Source organism: Frigoribacterium sp. Leaf164, assembly GCF_001423665.1.
Lineage (GTDB): Bacteria > Actinomycetota > Actinomycetes > Actinomycetales > Microbacteriaceae > Frigoribacterium > Frigoribacterium endophyticum.
Map to the genome: position 1 here is coordinate 279,757 of NZ_LMOX01000001.1, position 15,092 is coordinate 294,848.

Sequence of the window (15,092 nt, forward strand, 5' to 3'; positions counted from 1 at the left end):
GTGGCTCGATCCGGGGTGGAGTGGTCGCGGTGAGTTCTGCGACCGCAGCCTCGAGATCGTCTCGAGTGGCTTAGACGTGCACAGCGTTTAAGCGAGGCTCAATGGTGTCGCGGTGTCCGTTCCTTCGCTGCTGACGAATCAGGCGTCGGCTCGAACGTTCCCGGGGCTCAACCCGGTGCGGATTTGGAAGAAGCTCGAGAAGTTCGAGGGGTCATCGAAGCCTAGATGCACACCAACCTGAGCGATCGGCTGGGTGGTGTGGACGAGCAGTCGTCTAGCTTCGAGCACGAGACGGTCATCGATGACCTGCTTGGGCGTCACGCCGTGCAGTGCGGTGGCGCGTCCGAGAGTCTTTGCCGACCAACCCAGACGGCGGGCATAGTCCGACACCCGGTGGAAGTCGCGGTGATGCGCCTCGACCTCGGCGACGAAGGCGGCGTAGATCCCTTCGCGGTCGTCCGTCGCACCGGAGGGCGTCTGGGAGTGATCGGATGACGAGGTCGCTAACCGCAGAAGGACCGCCGACAACGCGACCTCGCGCAGCAGTGACCGCACGGCGCGGTGGTCGCCGGGGGCATCGCCGGCGTGGAGGGCACGCCAGGCCGCCGTGACCCCCGCGCGCTCGAGCATCGGTGCCGTCCACGCGGTGAATCGCGAGGTCGAGCCGGCGTAGCCCAACTCGACCAGCGCCTCCTGCACGTCCGGTGGGATGGCGTGCGAGGGGAACAGTGCAATGCGGCCGGTCAGCGTCGAGATGTCGCCCCAACGGTGCACCTGACCGGGTCGCACCCAGAGTGCGTCGCCCGGGCCGAGCTGGTGCGAGACGAAGTCGACGTCGTGGACGGTGCTGCCCCCCTCGATCAGGTAGAGCAGCTCGAAGTCGAGGCGCTGCGTCGACAGGAATTCACGCCGACCGCCACGCCGGATGATGTCGCGCAGCCCGGTCAGCTCGATCGACGGCCCGGGTGCCGGCAGTGAGAAGCGCACGCCACGCGGTTCGTTCTGTCCCATATTCACCAGTGTGACACCCAGAAGTACCGTGACAGGCGAACTCGCCCGTCCGAGACTTGACCCATCAGCACAACCGAGAGGAACCGCATGACCACCCTCGATTACACCGTCCTCGACTCGGGCTCCACAGCCCTCGAGAAGACCCTCACGCTCGTCACGGGCGACGCCGAGGCCGTCCTCGTCGACGCTGGGTTCACCCATAGCGCCGGCCACCGTGCCGTCGCCGCGATCCTTGACTCGGGCAAGACCCTGACCACCGTGTTCATCGGTGCCGGCGACCCCGACTTCTACTTCGGCGCCGAGGTCGTGCAGGATGCGTTCCCGAACGCGCGCTTCGTCGCACCCGCCGCCGTGATCGAGCACATCGAGCACAGCTACGAGGGCAAGCTCAAGGCTTGGGCGAGCCTCGGCGACAACCTGCCGACCCGCAAGGTCGAGCTGACCGCGTTCGAGGGCGACCACATCGCCATCGACGACGCCACCCTCGAGGTCCGATTCGCCGACGTCGATCCCGGCGACCGCGGCTGGTATCTCTTCGACGCCGACAGCCGCACCCTGCTCGGCGGCATCCTCGTCTTCGGTGGCCTGCACGTCTGGACCGCCGACACCGCGACCGTCGAGCAGCGCGCTCTGTGGACGGCCGCACTGAACGAGTTCGAGGCCCTGGACCCGACAGTCGTCGTGGCAGGCCACCGTGACCCGGCGTTCCCCGCCGATGTCACTGCGATCCGCCACACCCGCGACTACCTGGCTGCCTTCGACGCGGCCATCGCCGACAACGACACCGCCGAGGAGGCCGAGAAAGCCCTGCAGGCGCAGTACCCCGGCGCCGGCCTGGGTGTCGCAGCGCACCTCGGTACGCGCGTCGCGAAGGGAGAGATGACATGGGGCTGAACGAACTCGACGACTCGCCTCGCGCCGTCGTCCGACGCCAGTACCTCGCCTCGGCCGCGGGAGATCTCGACGCCTTGCGGGCGACACTCGCGCCCGACGTCGAGTGGACCGAGATGGCTGGATTCCCGTTGGCCGGCACCTACCGCACCCCCGAGGGCGTCACAGCAGCCGTGATGGAGAAGCTGGGTGCCGATTGGGTCGACTGGACCGCTCACGACGACACCTACGTCGTCGACGGCGAGAACGTCGTCGTGCTCGCCCGTTATACCGCGACCCACGGCGCAACGGGCAAGGCACTCGATGCCCGCGTCGCCCACGCGTTCGTCGTCAGGGGCGGGCTCATCGTCCGATTCGAACAGTTCGTCGACACTGCCCTCGTCCGCGATGCCATGGCCTGACGCTGCCTCCCGTGGCTGACTCGTTGACTGGGTCCAGCAGGCTCCAGTCAGCGAGGCGGTCCCGATCGGCATTCACCTTGTGCCCGGTAGACGATCGTTTACTGGCCACCTCAGGCCTTGGCCTGTGCCGGTTCGGCGCTGGCGTCCCGACGTGGTCTCAGCGTCTGGCTGGTCACGAACAGGCACGCGCACAGAAGCGCCCACCCGAGAAACGCTGGTTCGAGGGCGACTGTCGCTAGCAGTCCAAGTCCCAGCAGGGCCGCACCGCCGACGTCGGGCAGCGGCCCACGCAACAGCGTGGCGATTAGTACCCCAAGAACAACTACGGCGACTCCGGGCACGAGGGGCAGAACTGTCGCGGCGATCAGGGACACTGCGGGGTACTCGGCGCCGCTCGCCGAGAGGGACCAGGTCGCAGCGAGGATCAGCGCGATGACGGGAGTCACCGCCGCGAGGCCGGCGACCTGGTGACTTCTCGTCCGCGTCATCCAGCTCTCGTTCCCGACGAACGACCTGTGCCAGCCAGCGAGCGAGACCAGGAGCGCCGCGACCGCAGACAAGAAGGCAGGCGCAACGACAGCGGACCCATCAACGCTGACACCGTGCTGCTCCACGGCCTCTCGTACGACCAACACCGGACCAGCGGAGAGGACGACGCCCGTCAGGGTGCCTACGACCAGGAGGGCTGCGGAAATGCGGGCCCTAGTGTGGTCACTAGTCATGAGGCAAGTGGATCAGACCACTACGCGAACCGCATCGTCCGCGAGCTCTAGACGCAGTGCCCGGTAGACGATCGTCCACCGGCCGCGGCATGACGTGAACGCACACGAGGCAGCCCGGTCCAGAGGCCGACGGGATCGTCCCCTCCTCGAGGGTGCGGCATGGCTGGTGGACCCGCGACAGGTCCGGCCATGACGGCGGGTGGGCTGGGGGTCTGGGTGCCATAGGGGTCTCTTGGTCGGGCCATCGGGTGCTGAGGGCGGTGTTTCCTACGGTGTTCCTCGTCCTGATCCCCGCACCGAGGAGAACCGTGTTCCTGACCTACCTGCTCAGAGAGCTGAGCAACAGACGCAAGCAGACCGTGATCATCGCGGCGGGCATGGCCCTGGCCATCGCCCTCGTGATGATCGTGAGCGGGGTGGCGGCCGGTGTGAAGAACGCCCAGTCGACCGTCCTCGAGTCGGTCTACGGCGTCGGCACCGACGTCACCATCACGCAGACCGCCGAGCCGGGCGCCGACGGGCCCGGCCAGCAGTTCGCCTTCGGCTCCGGCGACGGCACCACCACCGACGACGGCAGCACCGAGGTCGCCCAGAGCACCCTCTCCGCCGCGCGCGGCACCGCGACCTTCGACTCGTCGGCCCTGACCACGGTCGAGGGCGTCGACGGCGTCTCCGCCGCGACCGCGACCCTGAGCCTGCAGGCCTCCACCTTCTCGGGCACGGTGCCCGACTTCTCCCAGGGGGGTGCAGGAGGCGCGGGTGCCGACGGTGCGACCGGTGACGGTACAGACGCAGGCACGCAGGCCGCGCCTCCCACCGGCGGGGCCGACGGCGCGGGCGGCAGCGCGTTCGACGTCGACCAGTTCTCGGTCACCGGCCTCGACCCCGCGACGAACGCGGTCGGACCGCTCAGCAGCGCCTCGCTCGTCGACGGCCGCAGCTTCACCGCCGCCGACGCGGGGGCCGACGTCGTCGTGCTCGACCAGACGTACGCCACGAGCGCCGATCTCGCCGTCGGCGACACGCTCGCGATCGGCGGCACCGACTTCACGGTCGTCGGGATCGTGGCGTCCACGTCGTCGGACGCCGCCACCGCCTCCGACACGTACGTGCCCCTCGACACCGCTCAGGCACTCAGCGGCCTGACGGACCAGATCAGCGACGTGTACGTCACGGCGTCGAGCGCCAGCGGCGTCGACGCCCTGAAGTCCGACCTGCAGGCCGCATTGCCGGACGCCACGGTGAGCACCCAGTCCGACCTGGCGTCGAGCGTGTCCGGCTCGCTGTCGACCGCGTCCGACCTGATCGGGAGGCTCGGCACCTGGCTCTCCGTGGCGGTGCTCGCCGCCGCGTTCCTCATGGCGATCCTCTTCACCGTCTCGGGCGTCAGTCGACGCACCCGCGAGTTCGGCACGCTCAAGGCCATCGGCTGGAGCGGCTCCCGCATCACCCGGCAGGTCGCGGGGGAGTCCCTGGTGCAGGGCCTGATCGGCGGAGTCGTCGGAGTCGCGCTCGGCCTCCTCGGGATCCTGGTCGTGAACCTCGTGGCACCGACCCTGTCCGCCGCGGCCACCGCCCAGGCGGCAGGGCCCGGCGCCGGCGGCCCCGGATCAGCGGGCGGAGGCGGCGTCGGCCAGCAGGTGGCGCAGGCCACCACCGACGTCGCCCTGACCGTGCCCGTGACGGCGTCGATCGTCGTCCTCGCGGTGGGCCTGGCCGTCCTGGGCGGCCTGCTCGCGGGAGCCGCCGGGGGATGGCGCGCCTCGCGCCTGCGCCCCGCCGAGGCCCTGAGGAGCGTCGCGTGACCGACCGCCACGAAGCAACGGACCTGACCCCCCGGCCGGCTGCGGCCGGCGACACCACCACCATCGCCCCCGGAGGCACGCCGCCCATGTACAGGCTCACCGCCGTCACCAAGACATACCAGCAGAAGAAGCGCACGGTGACGGCCCTCGCCGGCGTCGACCTCGTCATCCCCGCAGGGCAGATGGTCGCGATCCAGGGGCCCACCGGCGGAGGCAAGTCCACCCTGCTCCAGATGCTCGGCGCGCTCGACCGGCCCACGAGCGGCACGGTCCGACTCGGTGACTCCGAGCTCTCGGCGGCGGGCGACCACGCCCTGGCGGCGGCGCGGGCCCGCGAGATCGGCTTCGTCTTCCAGGGCTTCAACCTCATCCCGACCCTGACGGCGGCGGAGAACGTCGAGACGGCCTTCGCGGACGGCTCGACGCCCCGGGCGGAGCGCCGGGAGAAGGCGAGGGCGGCGCTGGCGTCCGTGGGGCTCGCCGAACGAGCCGACCACCTCCCGAGCGAGCTCTCGGGCGGACAGCAGCAGCGGGTGGCCATCGCGCGGGCGCTCGTCAAGGAACCGAGCGTGCTGCTCGCGGACGAGCCGACGGGCTCGCTGGACGAGGCCACCCGCGACGAGATCATGGACCTGCTCGAGGGCGTCTGGCGTGACCGCGGGCTCACGGTGGTCATCGTCACGCACGACTCGGCCGTGGCCCGGCGCGCACAGCGTCGGCTGCGCATCGCGGGCGGAGAGCTCACGGAGCTGGGGCCGGCTGCCTGACCCCTCACGCCGTGACCGACGGTCAGATGAACAGGTTGCAGGTCGATCACGGAAAGGGCTCAACTCGGTGATCGCGGCTCAGACCCGGGGACGGTCGAGGGGGGGCTGAGAGGTGCATCCCCGTGGAGCGTCCTCGCGACGTCAGTGGAACGGGCAGCGGGACGGCGCTCCGGTGGCTCGGATCCGACCGCCTGACGACGGCTTCGTCGGCAGCCGCCGGCGGTCGACCGAGAGCCCCTCGTCGAGGATCGTCAGACGGGGGTCGCTGAGGGCCGTGACCGCTGGGGCGAGGCCCGCGATCGCGAGCTTCTCGCCCGGGCACCGGTGGCCGGCGGCCGGGTCTCCGCCACCGTGCGGGACGAACGTCGTGATCGCCTCGTAGTCGTCGACACCGGCGAAGCGCTCCGGATCGAACTCGGAGGCGCGGTGCCAGGACGCGTCGTCGGTGTCGGTGCCGAGGATGTCGAGCAGCACCCGGCCCCCAGCCGGCAGTCGCTGCCCGTCGAGCTCCACGTCGTCCCGCGCCCAGCCCGGCAGCATCGGCACGAACGGCGCGGTCCTCCGGACCTCCTGCGCGAAGGCGACGGCGAGCGGTCCACCGGTCAGGGTCCCGCGCTCCGCGCCCTCCGCGGCGATCCGCTCCCGCCACTCGGGGCGGTCGTGCAGTTCCCCCGCCGTGAAGGCGACGAAGCGGGCCACGGCGATCATCGGGCGGATGCTGTTCTGCAGCTCGATCCCCGCCAGCTTCGCGGGCAGCAGCGCACCCTCCGGGTCCCGGTGCCAGGCCCACTCGTGCAGAGCCGTCCCCGGGTCGGGCTCGAGAGCGCCGGCACGGACGGCCTCCGCGAGGCGTCGAGCGTGTCGGTCCGACCACGCGCGGTTCGCAGCCGCGAGCAGGTACTCGGGGGAGTACGGCACGCCGAAGCCGTCGACGATCTGCGCGAGGCGCGCGGACCATCGGGTCCGTGCCGCAGCCGTCCCGGGCAGGCCCGCCCAGGCCATGCTCGCTCGCCCGAACGCTCCGACGGCCGCGTCGTAGGCGGAGCGTCCACCGCCGGCCAGCCACTCGTCGACCTCACGGCGCCACTCGCGATCGAGCAGCGGCGTCCGCCGCGCGACCTCCTCGTCGTCGTAGGCGACGTCGAGGAAGGTCGCCTTCCGGTGCCGGTGCTCCGCCTCGTCGAGACTGTGGACCGACCCCCGGCCGAACAGCGTCTGCTGGACGAGCGCGGGCATGGCTCCGTGCCGTGCGATCCGCTGCTCGTCGTAGAACAGCTCGACGGCCTCAGCGCCGCGCACGAGCAACGCTGGCCGCCCGAGGAGCCGGAGAGGCACGGCACGCGCACCCGAGCCGGGTGCGCTCCCACAGCCGGGCGCCGAAGCCGTAGCCCCGGGTGAGCACGGAGAGGGAGTCGTCACGCAGCGGATTCGTCGTGGCAGTCGAGTCGGACATGCGGCCATCGTGCCCCCACTCCCGGATTCAGGACCGGCGAGGCGGCAGCGTGAGGATCTCGGCGCCGTCGTCGGTGACGAGCACCGTGTGCTCGCTGTGCGCCGTGGCGCACCCCGTGGCGCTGCGCAGCGTCCAGCCGTCGGGGTCGGTCACGAGCTGGTCGGTGTCGGCCATCACCCACGGCTCGAGGGCGAACAGCAGGCCTGGTCGGAGGCGGTAGCCGCGGCCGGGGCGGCCGTCGTTGGCGACGTGCGGGTCCTGGTGCATCGTCGATCCGATGCCGTGCCCGCCGAACTCGAGGTTGACGGCGTAGCCGGCGTCGGTCAGGACGGTGCCGATCGCGTGGGAGAGGTCGCCCACCCGGGCACCGGGGCGGACGGCCGCGATGCCGGCGGCGAGTGCCCGCTCGGTCGCCTCGATCAGCGCGGTGGCCTCGGGTGCGGCCTGGCCGACGACGAAGCTCACCGCGGAGTCGGCGGCGACGCCGTCGAGGGAGACCGCGAGGTCGAGGGTCACCAGGTCGCCGTCGACGAGCCGCTGCGCCCGGGGCCTGCCGTGCAGCACGGCGTCGCCGACGGAGGTGCAGAGGTGGTGCCCGAAGGGACCGCTGCCGAACGAGGGGGCGTAGTCGACGTAGCAGGAGTCGGCGCCGGCTCGGTCGATGAGCTCGCGAGCCCAGGCGTCGAGCTCGAGGAGGTCGGTGCCCACCTCGGCCCGGGAGCGGAGGGTGTCGAGGATGCTGCCGACCAGGGCCCCGCTCCGACGGGCTCGGTCGATCTCGGCCGGGGCGAGGATCTCGATCACGGAGGCTCCCAGGGGTCAGGCCGTCGAGGTGGGAAGGGCGCACCGTCCACGGCGGTATTGTTATCCCGGTAAGACTATCCCGTCCCGCAGCCCGTCGGCTACCATCGCCCCATGGTCCGCCTCCCGCTCACGCCCGCTGAGATCGAGCGTGGCCGCCGGCTCGGCGCCGTGCTGCGCCGCACGAGGGGCGAGCGCCCCCTCCTCGAGACCGCCCTGGCCGCGGGGATCTCGCCGGAGACCCTCCGCAAGATCGAGTCCGGTCGCGTCGCCACGCCGTCGTTCGCGACGATCGCCTCCGTCGCTCGGATCCTGGGGTTGTCACTCGACGCACTCTGGGCCGACGTCGAACTGCCGGACGCCGAGGCGCCAGGCAGCTTCTTCGGCAGCGAGACCCCCGGCAGTCACCCGGCCCTCGCCTCCTGACGTCGTCACGGCGCTGTGAGACGTGGCGACGGCTGCCATTGCTCACGTTCTTGAGGAGACGAGTTCTGTCTCCCGGTCGCCGCACCTACCGGCGGCTCGTCAGCTGCACCCGGTCGTGCGTCCCGACGGCGAAGTGCTGCCCCGGGTAGCGGAGGCCCGCGAAGTACATGTTCGTGTGGGCGACGATCTGCTCGCCGGTGATGACGACGCCGTCGTGCTCGGCGTCGGTGGTCGTGTGCGCGTCCGAGACGAGGGTCACGTCGAAGCCCCGCACGGCCGCCGCCTGCGTCGTCGTCCGGACGCAGTAGTCGGTCTGGGCGCCGGCGACGACGAGGTGCTCCGCGCCCAGGCGCTCGAGCACCGCGGTGAGGTCGGTGCCGACGAACGAGTCGCGGCGGTCCTTCCGGACGAGCGGCTCGTCGTCCGCCCGGGCGAGCGGCGGAGCCAGCTGCCAGTCGTCCGTGCCCTCGGGGAAGTCGTCGTGGTCCTGCACCCAGACCACGGGCACGCCCTCCGCCCTCGCCCGGTCGACGAGACGGGCGGTCCGCTCGAGGACGGCGTCGGCGTCGACGCACCCGACGACGACGCCGCGCTGGAGGTCGATGACGAGCAGGGCCGTGGCGGAGGTCATGCCGCGAGCATCCCAGCGCGGGCCGGTGCGCCGCAACGTCGCCGCGGGCGGCTCCGCAGGCCGACGGGCCTGCGAGACTGCACGCATGCACCCCGTCGTCGTCACCGAGACCCCCTCGGGTCCGCTGGCGTGACCGACTACGTGCGTCCGGCGTTCGCCAGGACCGTCTTCTCCCCGCGGGCGTCCGACCCCGACCTCGGCGACGACCCGTCGTACGCCGATCCGGAGACCTACCGCCCCGTCGCCGCCGTGGCCCAGGCGCTCGTCGAGCACGTCGCCCGCGAGTATGACGTCGTCGTCGACGCGCCGCTGGAGGTCCCCTCGGTGCACGCACGGTGGCTGCCCGAGCCCGTGTCGCGCATCGTCCGGATCTCTCCCGTGCACCCCGGGGAGGTCACGGTGTGCATCGTCATCGGCACCGAGCCCGGCGTCGTCGGCGTGGCCGCCGGCGCCTTCAGTTCGTTCGCCTTCCCGTTCTGCAGCTGCCAGTTCTGCGACGAGCCGTGGCAGCACGTGGCCGACGGTCTGGAGGAGGTCGTGCTGGCGCTCGCCCGCGACGGCGTCCGCGAGACGGTCGAGGCCGGGAGGCGAGGTCGGGCGGAGTGGGCGCTCTCGCGGTCGAGCCACGCCTGGTCGGGCAGGACCCCGACGCGCGGCGTCCGTCGGGCCGAGCTCCGACGCTGGGAGGACGCGCTCGCCGGGCTGCCCGACGGTCGCTGGGCGGGCTGGACGCCTCGCCGGCACGACGGCTGACCCGAGCCCTCGCGGGGTCGCACCAGAGCGCCCGACCTACTCCGCGGGCGGAGCCGCCTCGAGAGGCGCCTCGACCAGACGCGCCGTGACGCTGACGACGACCTCGTCGGCACCGGCGTCGAGCTCCGCCACGGTCTGACGGACCACGTCGGCGGCCCGGGCGAGGGTCTGCGGGGTGGGCACCGCCACGTCGGTGGCGACGTGCGCGGCGACGGAGAGCAGGCCGCCGGAGCGGTCGACGTCGACGAGGCCGGTGGGCTCGGCGAGCTCGAGGCCCTCGGCGACGAGGGTGACCGCCGCCTCGACGACGGGGTGGGCGTCGAAGACGTCGACGACGCCGGGCGTGCCGCGCAGGGCCCGGGTCAGGGCACGCGACAGGGCCTGGTCGGTCTCGGCCGTCTCGGGGGCGTCCACCATCTCGTCGGTCATCTCCGCGCCTCCTCTGTCCCTGTGCCGGTGTGGGGGCCGGCGCCGGGGCCGGTGCCGCGGTCGCCCGGCAGCCACACGTCGTCGACGGTCACGTCGATCGCGGTCACGGCGAGCTCGGTGTGCAGCCCGAGCGTCGCGGCCACGCGGTCGCGCAGCTGGTCGGCCACGGCGTTGAGGTCGAGCCCGTAGCGCACCGCCACGGTGACGCGCACCACGACGGGCGCTCCCGCGGTGTCGACGTCGCCGTCGAACGAGGTCGAGCTGAGCAGGACCCCGTCGAGGTCGTCGCCGGCGCGGCGCACGAGCCCGCGCGCCGCGGCCTCGGTGACGCTGAGCTTCGTCGCCGGGTCGGGGTGCCCGACCGGGATGTCGCGGCCGCCCACGACCTCGTGGCGGATGGTCTCGAGCAGGCCGGTGATCCAGGTGTCGTCGCGGTCGGGCTCACGCTCGGCCTCGCGCTCGAGGGAGGCGTGCGAGAGTCGCGTCACCCGGTCGAGCGCCTGCAGGTACAGACGGCACTCGGCGGACCCCTCGATGCGCGGGTCGCGCGGCGTCCGGCCGCGGTCGAGGTAGTCGGCGAGCTCGTCGACGGGCACGCCGTCCACCAGCTCTGCCGCGTCGAGGGGCGGGGAGTCGTCGATCGGTGTCATCGCCATGCCTCCATCTCGCCCATCAGGAAGATCCGTGCCCGGGCGATCTGCCCGCGCACGGTCGAGGTCGGCAGGTCGAGGGCCTGCGCGATCTCGGCGTACGAGTAGCCCGCGGTCTCGCGCAGCAACCAGCAGCGTCGCTGGTCGAGGGGGAGCTTGTCGAGGGCCGACCACATCGCGTCGAGCTGGAGGCGCGTCTCGACCTGTCGGTCGGGGGCCTCCGAGCGCGGCGCCGGGCGCTCGTACGCGTCGACGTCGTCGTGGTCGCGGCGCACCCGCAGCCGGTCGATGCTCCGGTTGCCGACGATGCGCATCAGCCAGGCCCGGAGGGTGCCCGGGTCGTCGAGGTCGCCGAGCCGCCGCCAGGCGACGAGGAAGGCCTCCTGCACGACGTCGTCGGTCTCGACGTCGGAGCCGAGCAGCCGGCCGGCGAGCACGCGCATCAGGGGGCCGTGACGCCGGGCGATCACCTCGAAGGCGTGCACGTCGCCGTCCCGGGCGCGCGTCGCGAGCGTGCCGTCCGAGGCGTCGAGGAGCGGGTCGTCGGCGATGGTGTCGACCTCCCGGGCGATCGGGCGGGGTGCGGCGCACCTCGCCGGGCGGGGCGTCGTGCCCGCGGCGGAGCGCGGGAGGGTGACCCACGCTGCTGTCGTTGCTACCACGGCGGGCTGGGCGGGCGGCGCGTCCTGGCCGCTGGTCGAGTCCGGGGGCCTCGTGATCCGCGCCTCCCGGCCCACGCTCCCCGGACCGCGCTCCCGCCCCGCGCCTCCTCACCGGGTGCGGGGAGCGTCGGGGCGGACGGCCCTGTCGGCCCGTCTTCTGGGGTGCCGACGCGACCCGTCGATCCCGTCCGCAGACACGAATCATCCTCACTGCACGACGGATCCGTGACGAACCTGCCACGTCGCACGTCCTGTCAGTGGTGCCCGCCCGAGGGCGTGCGCACCGGAGAGGAACCGAGCATGACCACGTACCAGACGCTCACCGTCGCCCCTGCACCCGCCGACGGCCCGGGCGCCTCCGACCGACCCCGCCGGGCCAGCGCGTCCGGCACCGACCCCGACGAGGCCTGCCTGCACTACGAGCAGGTCTGGGGCGGACGCGGGTTCCGGGCCCAGGCCGTCGACGAGCCGTTCACGTACCGCTGCTCGTCGGTCGACGACGGTCGCGTGACCCTCCTCACGTCGACCTTCGGCGGCCGGCTGCACGGCGAGGTGCCGTGGCCCGACCGCTACGCCGTCGGCTGGTTCCGCGAGGGGGCCGGGTCCGTCGACCACCGCCGGGGCGGTCACCGCAGCCGCGCCTCCGACCCCTTCCCGCTGCCCACCGAGCTGCCCTACGAGCTGCGGCTGTCGCCCCACGTGCAGCACGTCGTGCAGGTCGAGCCGGCCTTCCTCGAGGAGACCGCCCGCGAGCGCCACGGCGGCCCGGCCCAGCTCGTCGTGCTCGACGGCTCGGAGGCCCCGGCGCCCGAGGCCGTGCAGGGGTGGAGGCGCGCCCTGGCGGCCGTCACCGGCCCGCTCGTCGAGGTGGGCACGTCGCCGCTCCTCCGTGCCGAGGCGCAGCTCGTGCTCGTCCACGCGATCCTCGACCTCTTCCCCTGGAGCGTCTCGGACGTGCCCGCCACCGTCCGCTCGGTCGGCCCGGGCCGCCTCCGCGACGCCGTGGACTTCGTCCACGAGCACGCGCACGAGCCGATCACGCCGTCCGACGTCGCAGCGGCCGCGGGGCTGCACCCCCGCACCCTGCAGCAGTCGATGAGCCGCCAGCTCGGGGCCTCGCCCGCGGCCTACGTGCGGCAGGTCCGCCTCGACCGCGTCCACGCCGAGCTGCTCCGCGCCGCCCCGCGGGAGGTCCACGTCGCCGACGTCGCGACCCGGTGGGGCTTCGGCAACCTCGGCCGGTTCTCGGCCGCCTACGCCCGCCGGTTCGGCGAGCAGCCGCGGGAGACCCTGCGGAGATGACGGAAGCGCGGGCGAGATGTCCGGGAAGTGAGTGTCCTCACCACGCTTCCTGACAGCAGCCTGAACGACCGTGACACCTGACCACGTCGATGCGTCTGAATGATGAGTCCCACCGACGGGAACACCGCACCACCACCCGGTGGGGCGCCACCAGCACGAGAAGGAGACAGACCATGACCAACGTCACCCCCGCCACCAGCACCAGCACCGCTGCCGCCAAGCACACCGGCGACGCCGCCGGCAAGAACACCATCGCCGAGGGCGTCGTCTCGAAGGTCGCCGGCATCGCGGCCCGTGAGGTCCCCGGCGTGCACGACCTGGGCAACGGCGCCGCCCGTGCCATCGGCGCGATCCGCAACGCCATCAACCAGCAGGACCGCGGCCAGGGCGTCTCGGTCGAGGTCGGCGAGAAGCAGGTCGCGGCCGACATCGTCATCGTCGCCGAGTACCCCGTCGAGCTCCAGAAGGTCGCCGACGACGTCCGCAAGTCGGTCACCGACGCCATCTCGCAGGTCGTCGGCATGGAGGTCACCGAGGTCAACGTGACCGTCTCCGACGTCTACATCCCGTCGGACGACAACGACGACGCCGACGACAGCCGCGTCCAGTGACCGCCACCACCCGAGGCATGCTCGTCGGCGCGGTCCTCGCGCTGACGGCCCTGCAGTTCGGCTTCGGAGGCCTCCTCCTGGTCGCCCTCGCACTCGTGATCGGCTACTTCGTCGGTCGCTTCACCGAGGGCAAGCTGGACGTCCGCGGTGTCGCGGACGCCCTCCGCGGGCGGCGGTCCTCGTGACCGCGGCGGTGACGGCCGACCAGGCCCTCCACGGCCGCACCGTGATCACGTCGCGCGCCGTGCGCCGTGTGGTGTCGGCCGTCACCGCGGAGGCACTGGACGCGAAGGCGTCCGACGTGTCCGTGGAGCTGTCCGACCGTGACGGCGGGCTCACCCTCGTCGCCAAGGCCCCCGTGCGGCTCACCCCGCTCGGCGTGCCGAACCGCACGGCGGGCACCCTGCTGGACCGGCTCACGTCGGCCCAGTCCACCATCCGGCAGCGCGTCCTGCAGCTGACCGGCACCGAAGTCGAACGCGTCGACCTGCAGATCACCGGCGCCGAGCTCAGCCAGAGGAGGCGGGTCTCATGAGCACCAGCAGCACCTACCGCCGCGTCCTCCGGCGGGAGACGCACTCGTCGAGGTCGGGCGTCGCCGTGACCCTGGCCGTCCTGCTCGTCCTGGTCTTCGCCTGGATCGGCACGGAGTCCGTGCTCGCGGCCCTCGGCACCGCGCCCCTGCTCGTCGCCCCGGCGGACGCCGCCTCGGCCGTGCTCGGCGCGGCCGGCGCCCCGGTCGGAGCGCTCACCGCGATCGGTGCCGTCGTCGCGATCGTCGGCCTCGTGCTGATCGTCGTGTCGCTCGCCCCCGGCCGTCGCGGTCGCCGCGCCGCCACGGCGGACCGCACCGCCGCTGTGGTCGACGACCGGGTCATCGCCCGGTCGCTCGCCCGCACGGCGAGCTTCGCCGGCGACGTCCACCCCGACCGGGTGAGCGTCAGCGTGGGCAAGAAGGTCGCGCTCGTCGAGATCGACCCCGTGTCGGGCCGCACCGCCGACCTGCGCAGCATCGAGGAGGCCGTCCGCGGCGAGATCTCGAGCTACGACTACTCGCCGACGCTCCGCCCCCGCGTGAAGCTGTCCAAGAAGAAGGGGAAGGTCGGTCGATGAACGACACCAACCGCGCTCTGAACCGCATCGTCGTCTTCGTCGTCGGCCTCGTGCTCCTCCTCGCCGGCGCCGCCGTCGCGGTCGGCGCCCTGTGGCCCGACGTGCAGCAGACGGTCTCCGACGGCGCGTCCGACGCGACCGGCCCGGTCACGGACGCCCTCTCGGGCGGCCAGGTCTGGATCCTCTGGGTGACGGCCGCGGCCTGCCTCGTGCTGGCCCTCCTGCTCGTCGTGTTCATCGTCCGTCAGGGCGGCGGGCGCACCAGCACCCTGCTCGACCTCTCCGAGGCCGAGGGCAGCCACTCGCCGACCGGCGGCCACGTGGTCGTCGACGCCCGGGTCGCCGCCGACGTGCTGGAGGAGGCGCTGTCCAGCACGCCCGGCGTCCTCGCCGCCGACGTCGTCGCCTTCCGCGTCAAGGGCGAGAACGTGCTCCGCGTGACCGTCGACGCCCGCCGCGGTGCCTCGCCGGTCGACCTCCGTCGCGCCGTCGACGAGGCCGTGGCCCGCTGGGACGAGCTGCTCGGCACGGTCACCCCCGTCGTCGTGCAGATCAACGGCGGCCTCCGCACGCAGATGTCCGGAGCGACGCGGCTCGACTGAGCACCGCCCGGCACGACGCACCCGCACCACCGACGCGGCCCTCGACCTCGACCGAGGGCGAG

20 protein-coding genes are annotated in these 15,092 nt (G+C 72.7%); 12 read left to right on the forward strand and 8 right to left on the reverse strand.

Annotated features, from left to right (window positions below; translation table 11 throughout):
• Positions 1-138: 138 nt before the first annotated feature.
• Complete coding sequence (locus ASF82_RS01245) at positions 139-1,011, reverse strand: helix-turn-helix transcriptional regulator (RefSeq protein WP_162240244.1); 873 nt, start codon at positions 1,009-1,011, stop codon at positions 139-141.
• Positions 1,012-1,098: 87 nt separating this feature from the next.
• Here ASF82_RS01245 and ASF82_RS01250 point away from each other — a divergent pair, with 87 nt between their 5' ends.
• Complete coding sequence (locus ASF82_RS01250; RefSeq protein ID WP_056052358.1) at positions 1,099-1,905, forward strand: MBL fold metallo-hydrolase; 807 nt, start codon at positions 1,099-1,101, stop codon at positions 1,903-1,905.
• Complete coding sequence (locus ASF82_RS01255) at positions 1,896-2,303, forward strand: nuclear transport factor 2 family protein (protein ID WP_056052360.1); 408 nt, start codon at positions 1,896-1,898, stop codon at positions 2,301-2,303. Before ASF82_RS01250 ends, ASF82_RS01255 begins: the two co-directional genes overlap by 10 nt.
• 110 nt (positions 2,304-2,413) lie before the next feature.
• On the opposite strand, the gene ASF82_RS01260 is transcribed toward ASF82_RS01255, so the two are convergent.
• The gene (locus ASF82_RS01260; RefSeq protein WP_056052363.1) at positions 2,414-3,025 is read right to left on the reverse strand and encodes a hypothetical protein; all 612 of its coding nucleotides are present in this window, start codon (positions 3,023-3,025) and stop codon (positions 2,414-2,416) included.
• Positions 3,026-3,333: 308 nt separating this feature from the next.
• On the opposite strand from ASF82_RS01260, the gene ASF82_RS01265 reads away from it, so the two are divergent.
• Both ASF82_RS01265 and ASF82_RS01270 read left to right on the forward strand, forming a co-directional pair.
• The gene (locus tag ASF82_RS01265; RefSeq protein WP_056052366.1) at positions 3,334-4,830 is read left to right on the forward strand and encodes an ABC transporter permease; all 1,497 of its coding nucleotides are present in this window, start codon (positions 3,334-3,336) and stop codon (positions 4,828-4,830) included.
• Between the two features lie 86 nt (positions 4,831-4,916).
• The gene (locus tag ASF82_RS01270; RefSeq protein WP_056055539.1) at positions 4,917-5,597 is read left to right on the forward strand and encodes an ABC transporter ATP-binding protein; all 681 of its coding nucleotides are present in this window, start codon (positions 4,917-4,919) and stop codon (positions 5,595-5,597) included.
• Positions 5,598-5,738: 141 nt separating this feature from the next.
• Here the strand turns inward: ASF82_RS01270 and ASF82_RS01275 are convergent, their stop codons facing one another.
• Complete coding sequence (locus ASF82_RS01275; protein WP_235491126.1) at positions 5,739-6,896, reverse strand: cytochrome P450; 1,158 nt, start codon at positions 6,894-6,896, stop codon at positions 5,739-5,741.
• A 181-nt stretch (positions 6,897-7,077) separates the two neighbouring features.
• On the reverse strand, positions 7,078-7,854 hold the full coding sequence (gene map / locus ASF82_RS01280) for a type I methionyl aminopeptidase (protein ID WP_056052368.1): 777 nt from the start codon (positions 7,852-7,854) through the stop codon (positions 7,078-7,080).
• 111 nt (positions 7,855-7,965) lie between these two features.
• Between map and ASF82_RS01285 the strand changes: the two genes are divergently transcribed.
• Entirely contained in the window at positions 7,966-8,277 is a 312-nt protein-coding gene (locus tag ASF82_RS01285; protein ID WP_056052370.1) for a helix-turn-helix domain-containing protein, read from the forward strand.
• An 85-nt stretch (positions 8,278-8,362) separates the two neighbouring features.
• Here the strand turns inward: ASF82_RS01285 and ASF82_RS01290 are convergent, their stop codons facing one another.
• Positions 8,363-8,908 (reverse strand): cysteine hydrolase family protein, encoded by a 546-nt coding sequence (locus tag ASF82_RS01290; protein ID WP_056052374.1) that lies wholly within the window; start codon positions 8,906-8,908, stop codon positions 8,363-8,365.
• Between the two features lie 129 nt (positions 8,909-9,037).
• On the opposite strand from ASF82_RS01290, the gene ASF82_RS01295 reads away from it, so the two are divergent.
• Entirely contained in the window at positions 9,038-9,661 is a 624-nt protein-coding gene (locus ASF82_RS01295) for a DUF6226 family protein (RefSeq protein WP_056052377.1), read from the forward strand.
• A gap of 36 nt (positions 9,662-9,697) precedes the next feature.
• Here ASF82_RS01295 and ASF82_RS01300 read toward each other — a convergent pair whose 3' ends face one another.
• From ASF82_RS01300 to ASF82_RS01310, 3 genes are read right to left on the reverse strand one after another with little or no spacing between them, the layout of a single operon-like run.
• Complete coding sequence (locus ASF82_RS01300; RefSeq protein ID WP_056052380.1) at positions 9,698-10,090, reverse strand: hypothetical protein; 393 nt, start codon at positions 10,088-10,090, stop codon at positions 9,698-9,700.
• Positions 10,087-10,740: an Asp23/Gls24 family envelope stress response protein gene (locus ASF82_RS01305; protein ID WP_162240245.1), complete on the reverse strand. Its 654-nt coding sequence runs from the start codon at positions 10,738-10,740 to the stop codon at positions 10,087-10,089. The genes ASF82_RS01300 and ASF82_RS01305 overlap by 4 nt, the downstream gene beginning before the upstream one ends.
• Positions 10,737-11,402, reverse strand: a complete 666-nt coding sequence (locus ASF82_RS01310; protein ID WP_235491127.1) for an RNA polymerase sigma factor — start codon at positions 11,400-11,402, stop codon at positions 10,737-10,739. The genes ASF82_RS01305 and ASF82_RS01310 overlap by 4 nt, the downstream gene beginning before the upstream one ends.
• A 300-nt stretch (positions 11,403-11,702) precedes the next feature.
• Here ASF82_RS01310 and ASF82_RS01315 point away from each other — a divergent pair, with 300 nt between their 5' ends.
• The 6 genes from ASF82_RS01315 (at position 11,703) to ASF82_RS01340 (ending at position 15,030) form a co-directional block, all read left to right on the forward strand.
• Positions 11,703-12,704 carry a helix-turn-helix transcriptional regulator gene (locus ASF82_RS01315; protein WP_056052386.1) on the forward strand — a complete coding sequence of 334 codons (1,002 nt, stop codon included), beginning with the start codon at positions 11,703-11,705 and terminating at the stop codon, positions 12,702-12,704.
• Positions 12,705-12,877: 173 nt separating this feature from the next.
• Entirely contained in the window at positions 12,878-13,315 is a 438-nt protein-coding gene (locus ASF82_RS01320; protein WP_056052389.1) for an Asp23/Gls24 family envelope stress response protein, read from the forward strand.
• A complete protein-coding gene (locus ASF82_RS01325) occupies positions 13,312-13,500 on the forward strand; it encodes a DUF2273 domain-containing protein (protein ID WP_056052392.1) in 189 nt (62 codons plus the stop codon). Before ASF82_RS01320 ends, ASF82_RS01325 begins: the two co-directional genes overlap by 4 nt.
• Positions 13,497-13,850 (forward strand): hypothetical protein, encoded by a 354-nt coding sequence (locus tag ASF82_RS01330; RefSeq protein WP_056052395.1) that lies wholly within the window; start codon positions 13,497-13,499, stop codon positions 13,848-13,850. The genes ASF82_RS01325 and ASF82_RS01330 overlap by 4 nt, the downstream gene beginning before the upstream one ends.
• The gene (locus ASF82_RS01335; protein ID WP_056052398.1) at positions 13,847-14,428 is read left to right on the forward strand and encodes a DUF6286 domain-containing protein; all 582 of its coding nucleotides are present in this window, start codon (positions 13,847-13,849) and stop codon (positions 14,426-14,428) included. The genes ASF82_RS01330 and ASF82_RS01335 overlap by 4 nt, the downstream gene beginning before the upstream one ends.
• Entirely contained in the window at positions 14,425-15,030 is a 606-nt protein-coding gene (locus tag ASF82_RS01340; protein ID WP_056052402.1) for a hypothetical protein, read from the forward strand. The genes ASF82_RS01335 and ASF82_RS01340 overlap by 4 nt, the downstream gene beginning before the upstream one ends.
• Positions 15,031-15,092 lie beyond the last annotated feature (62 nt).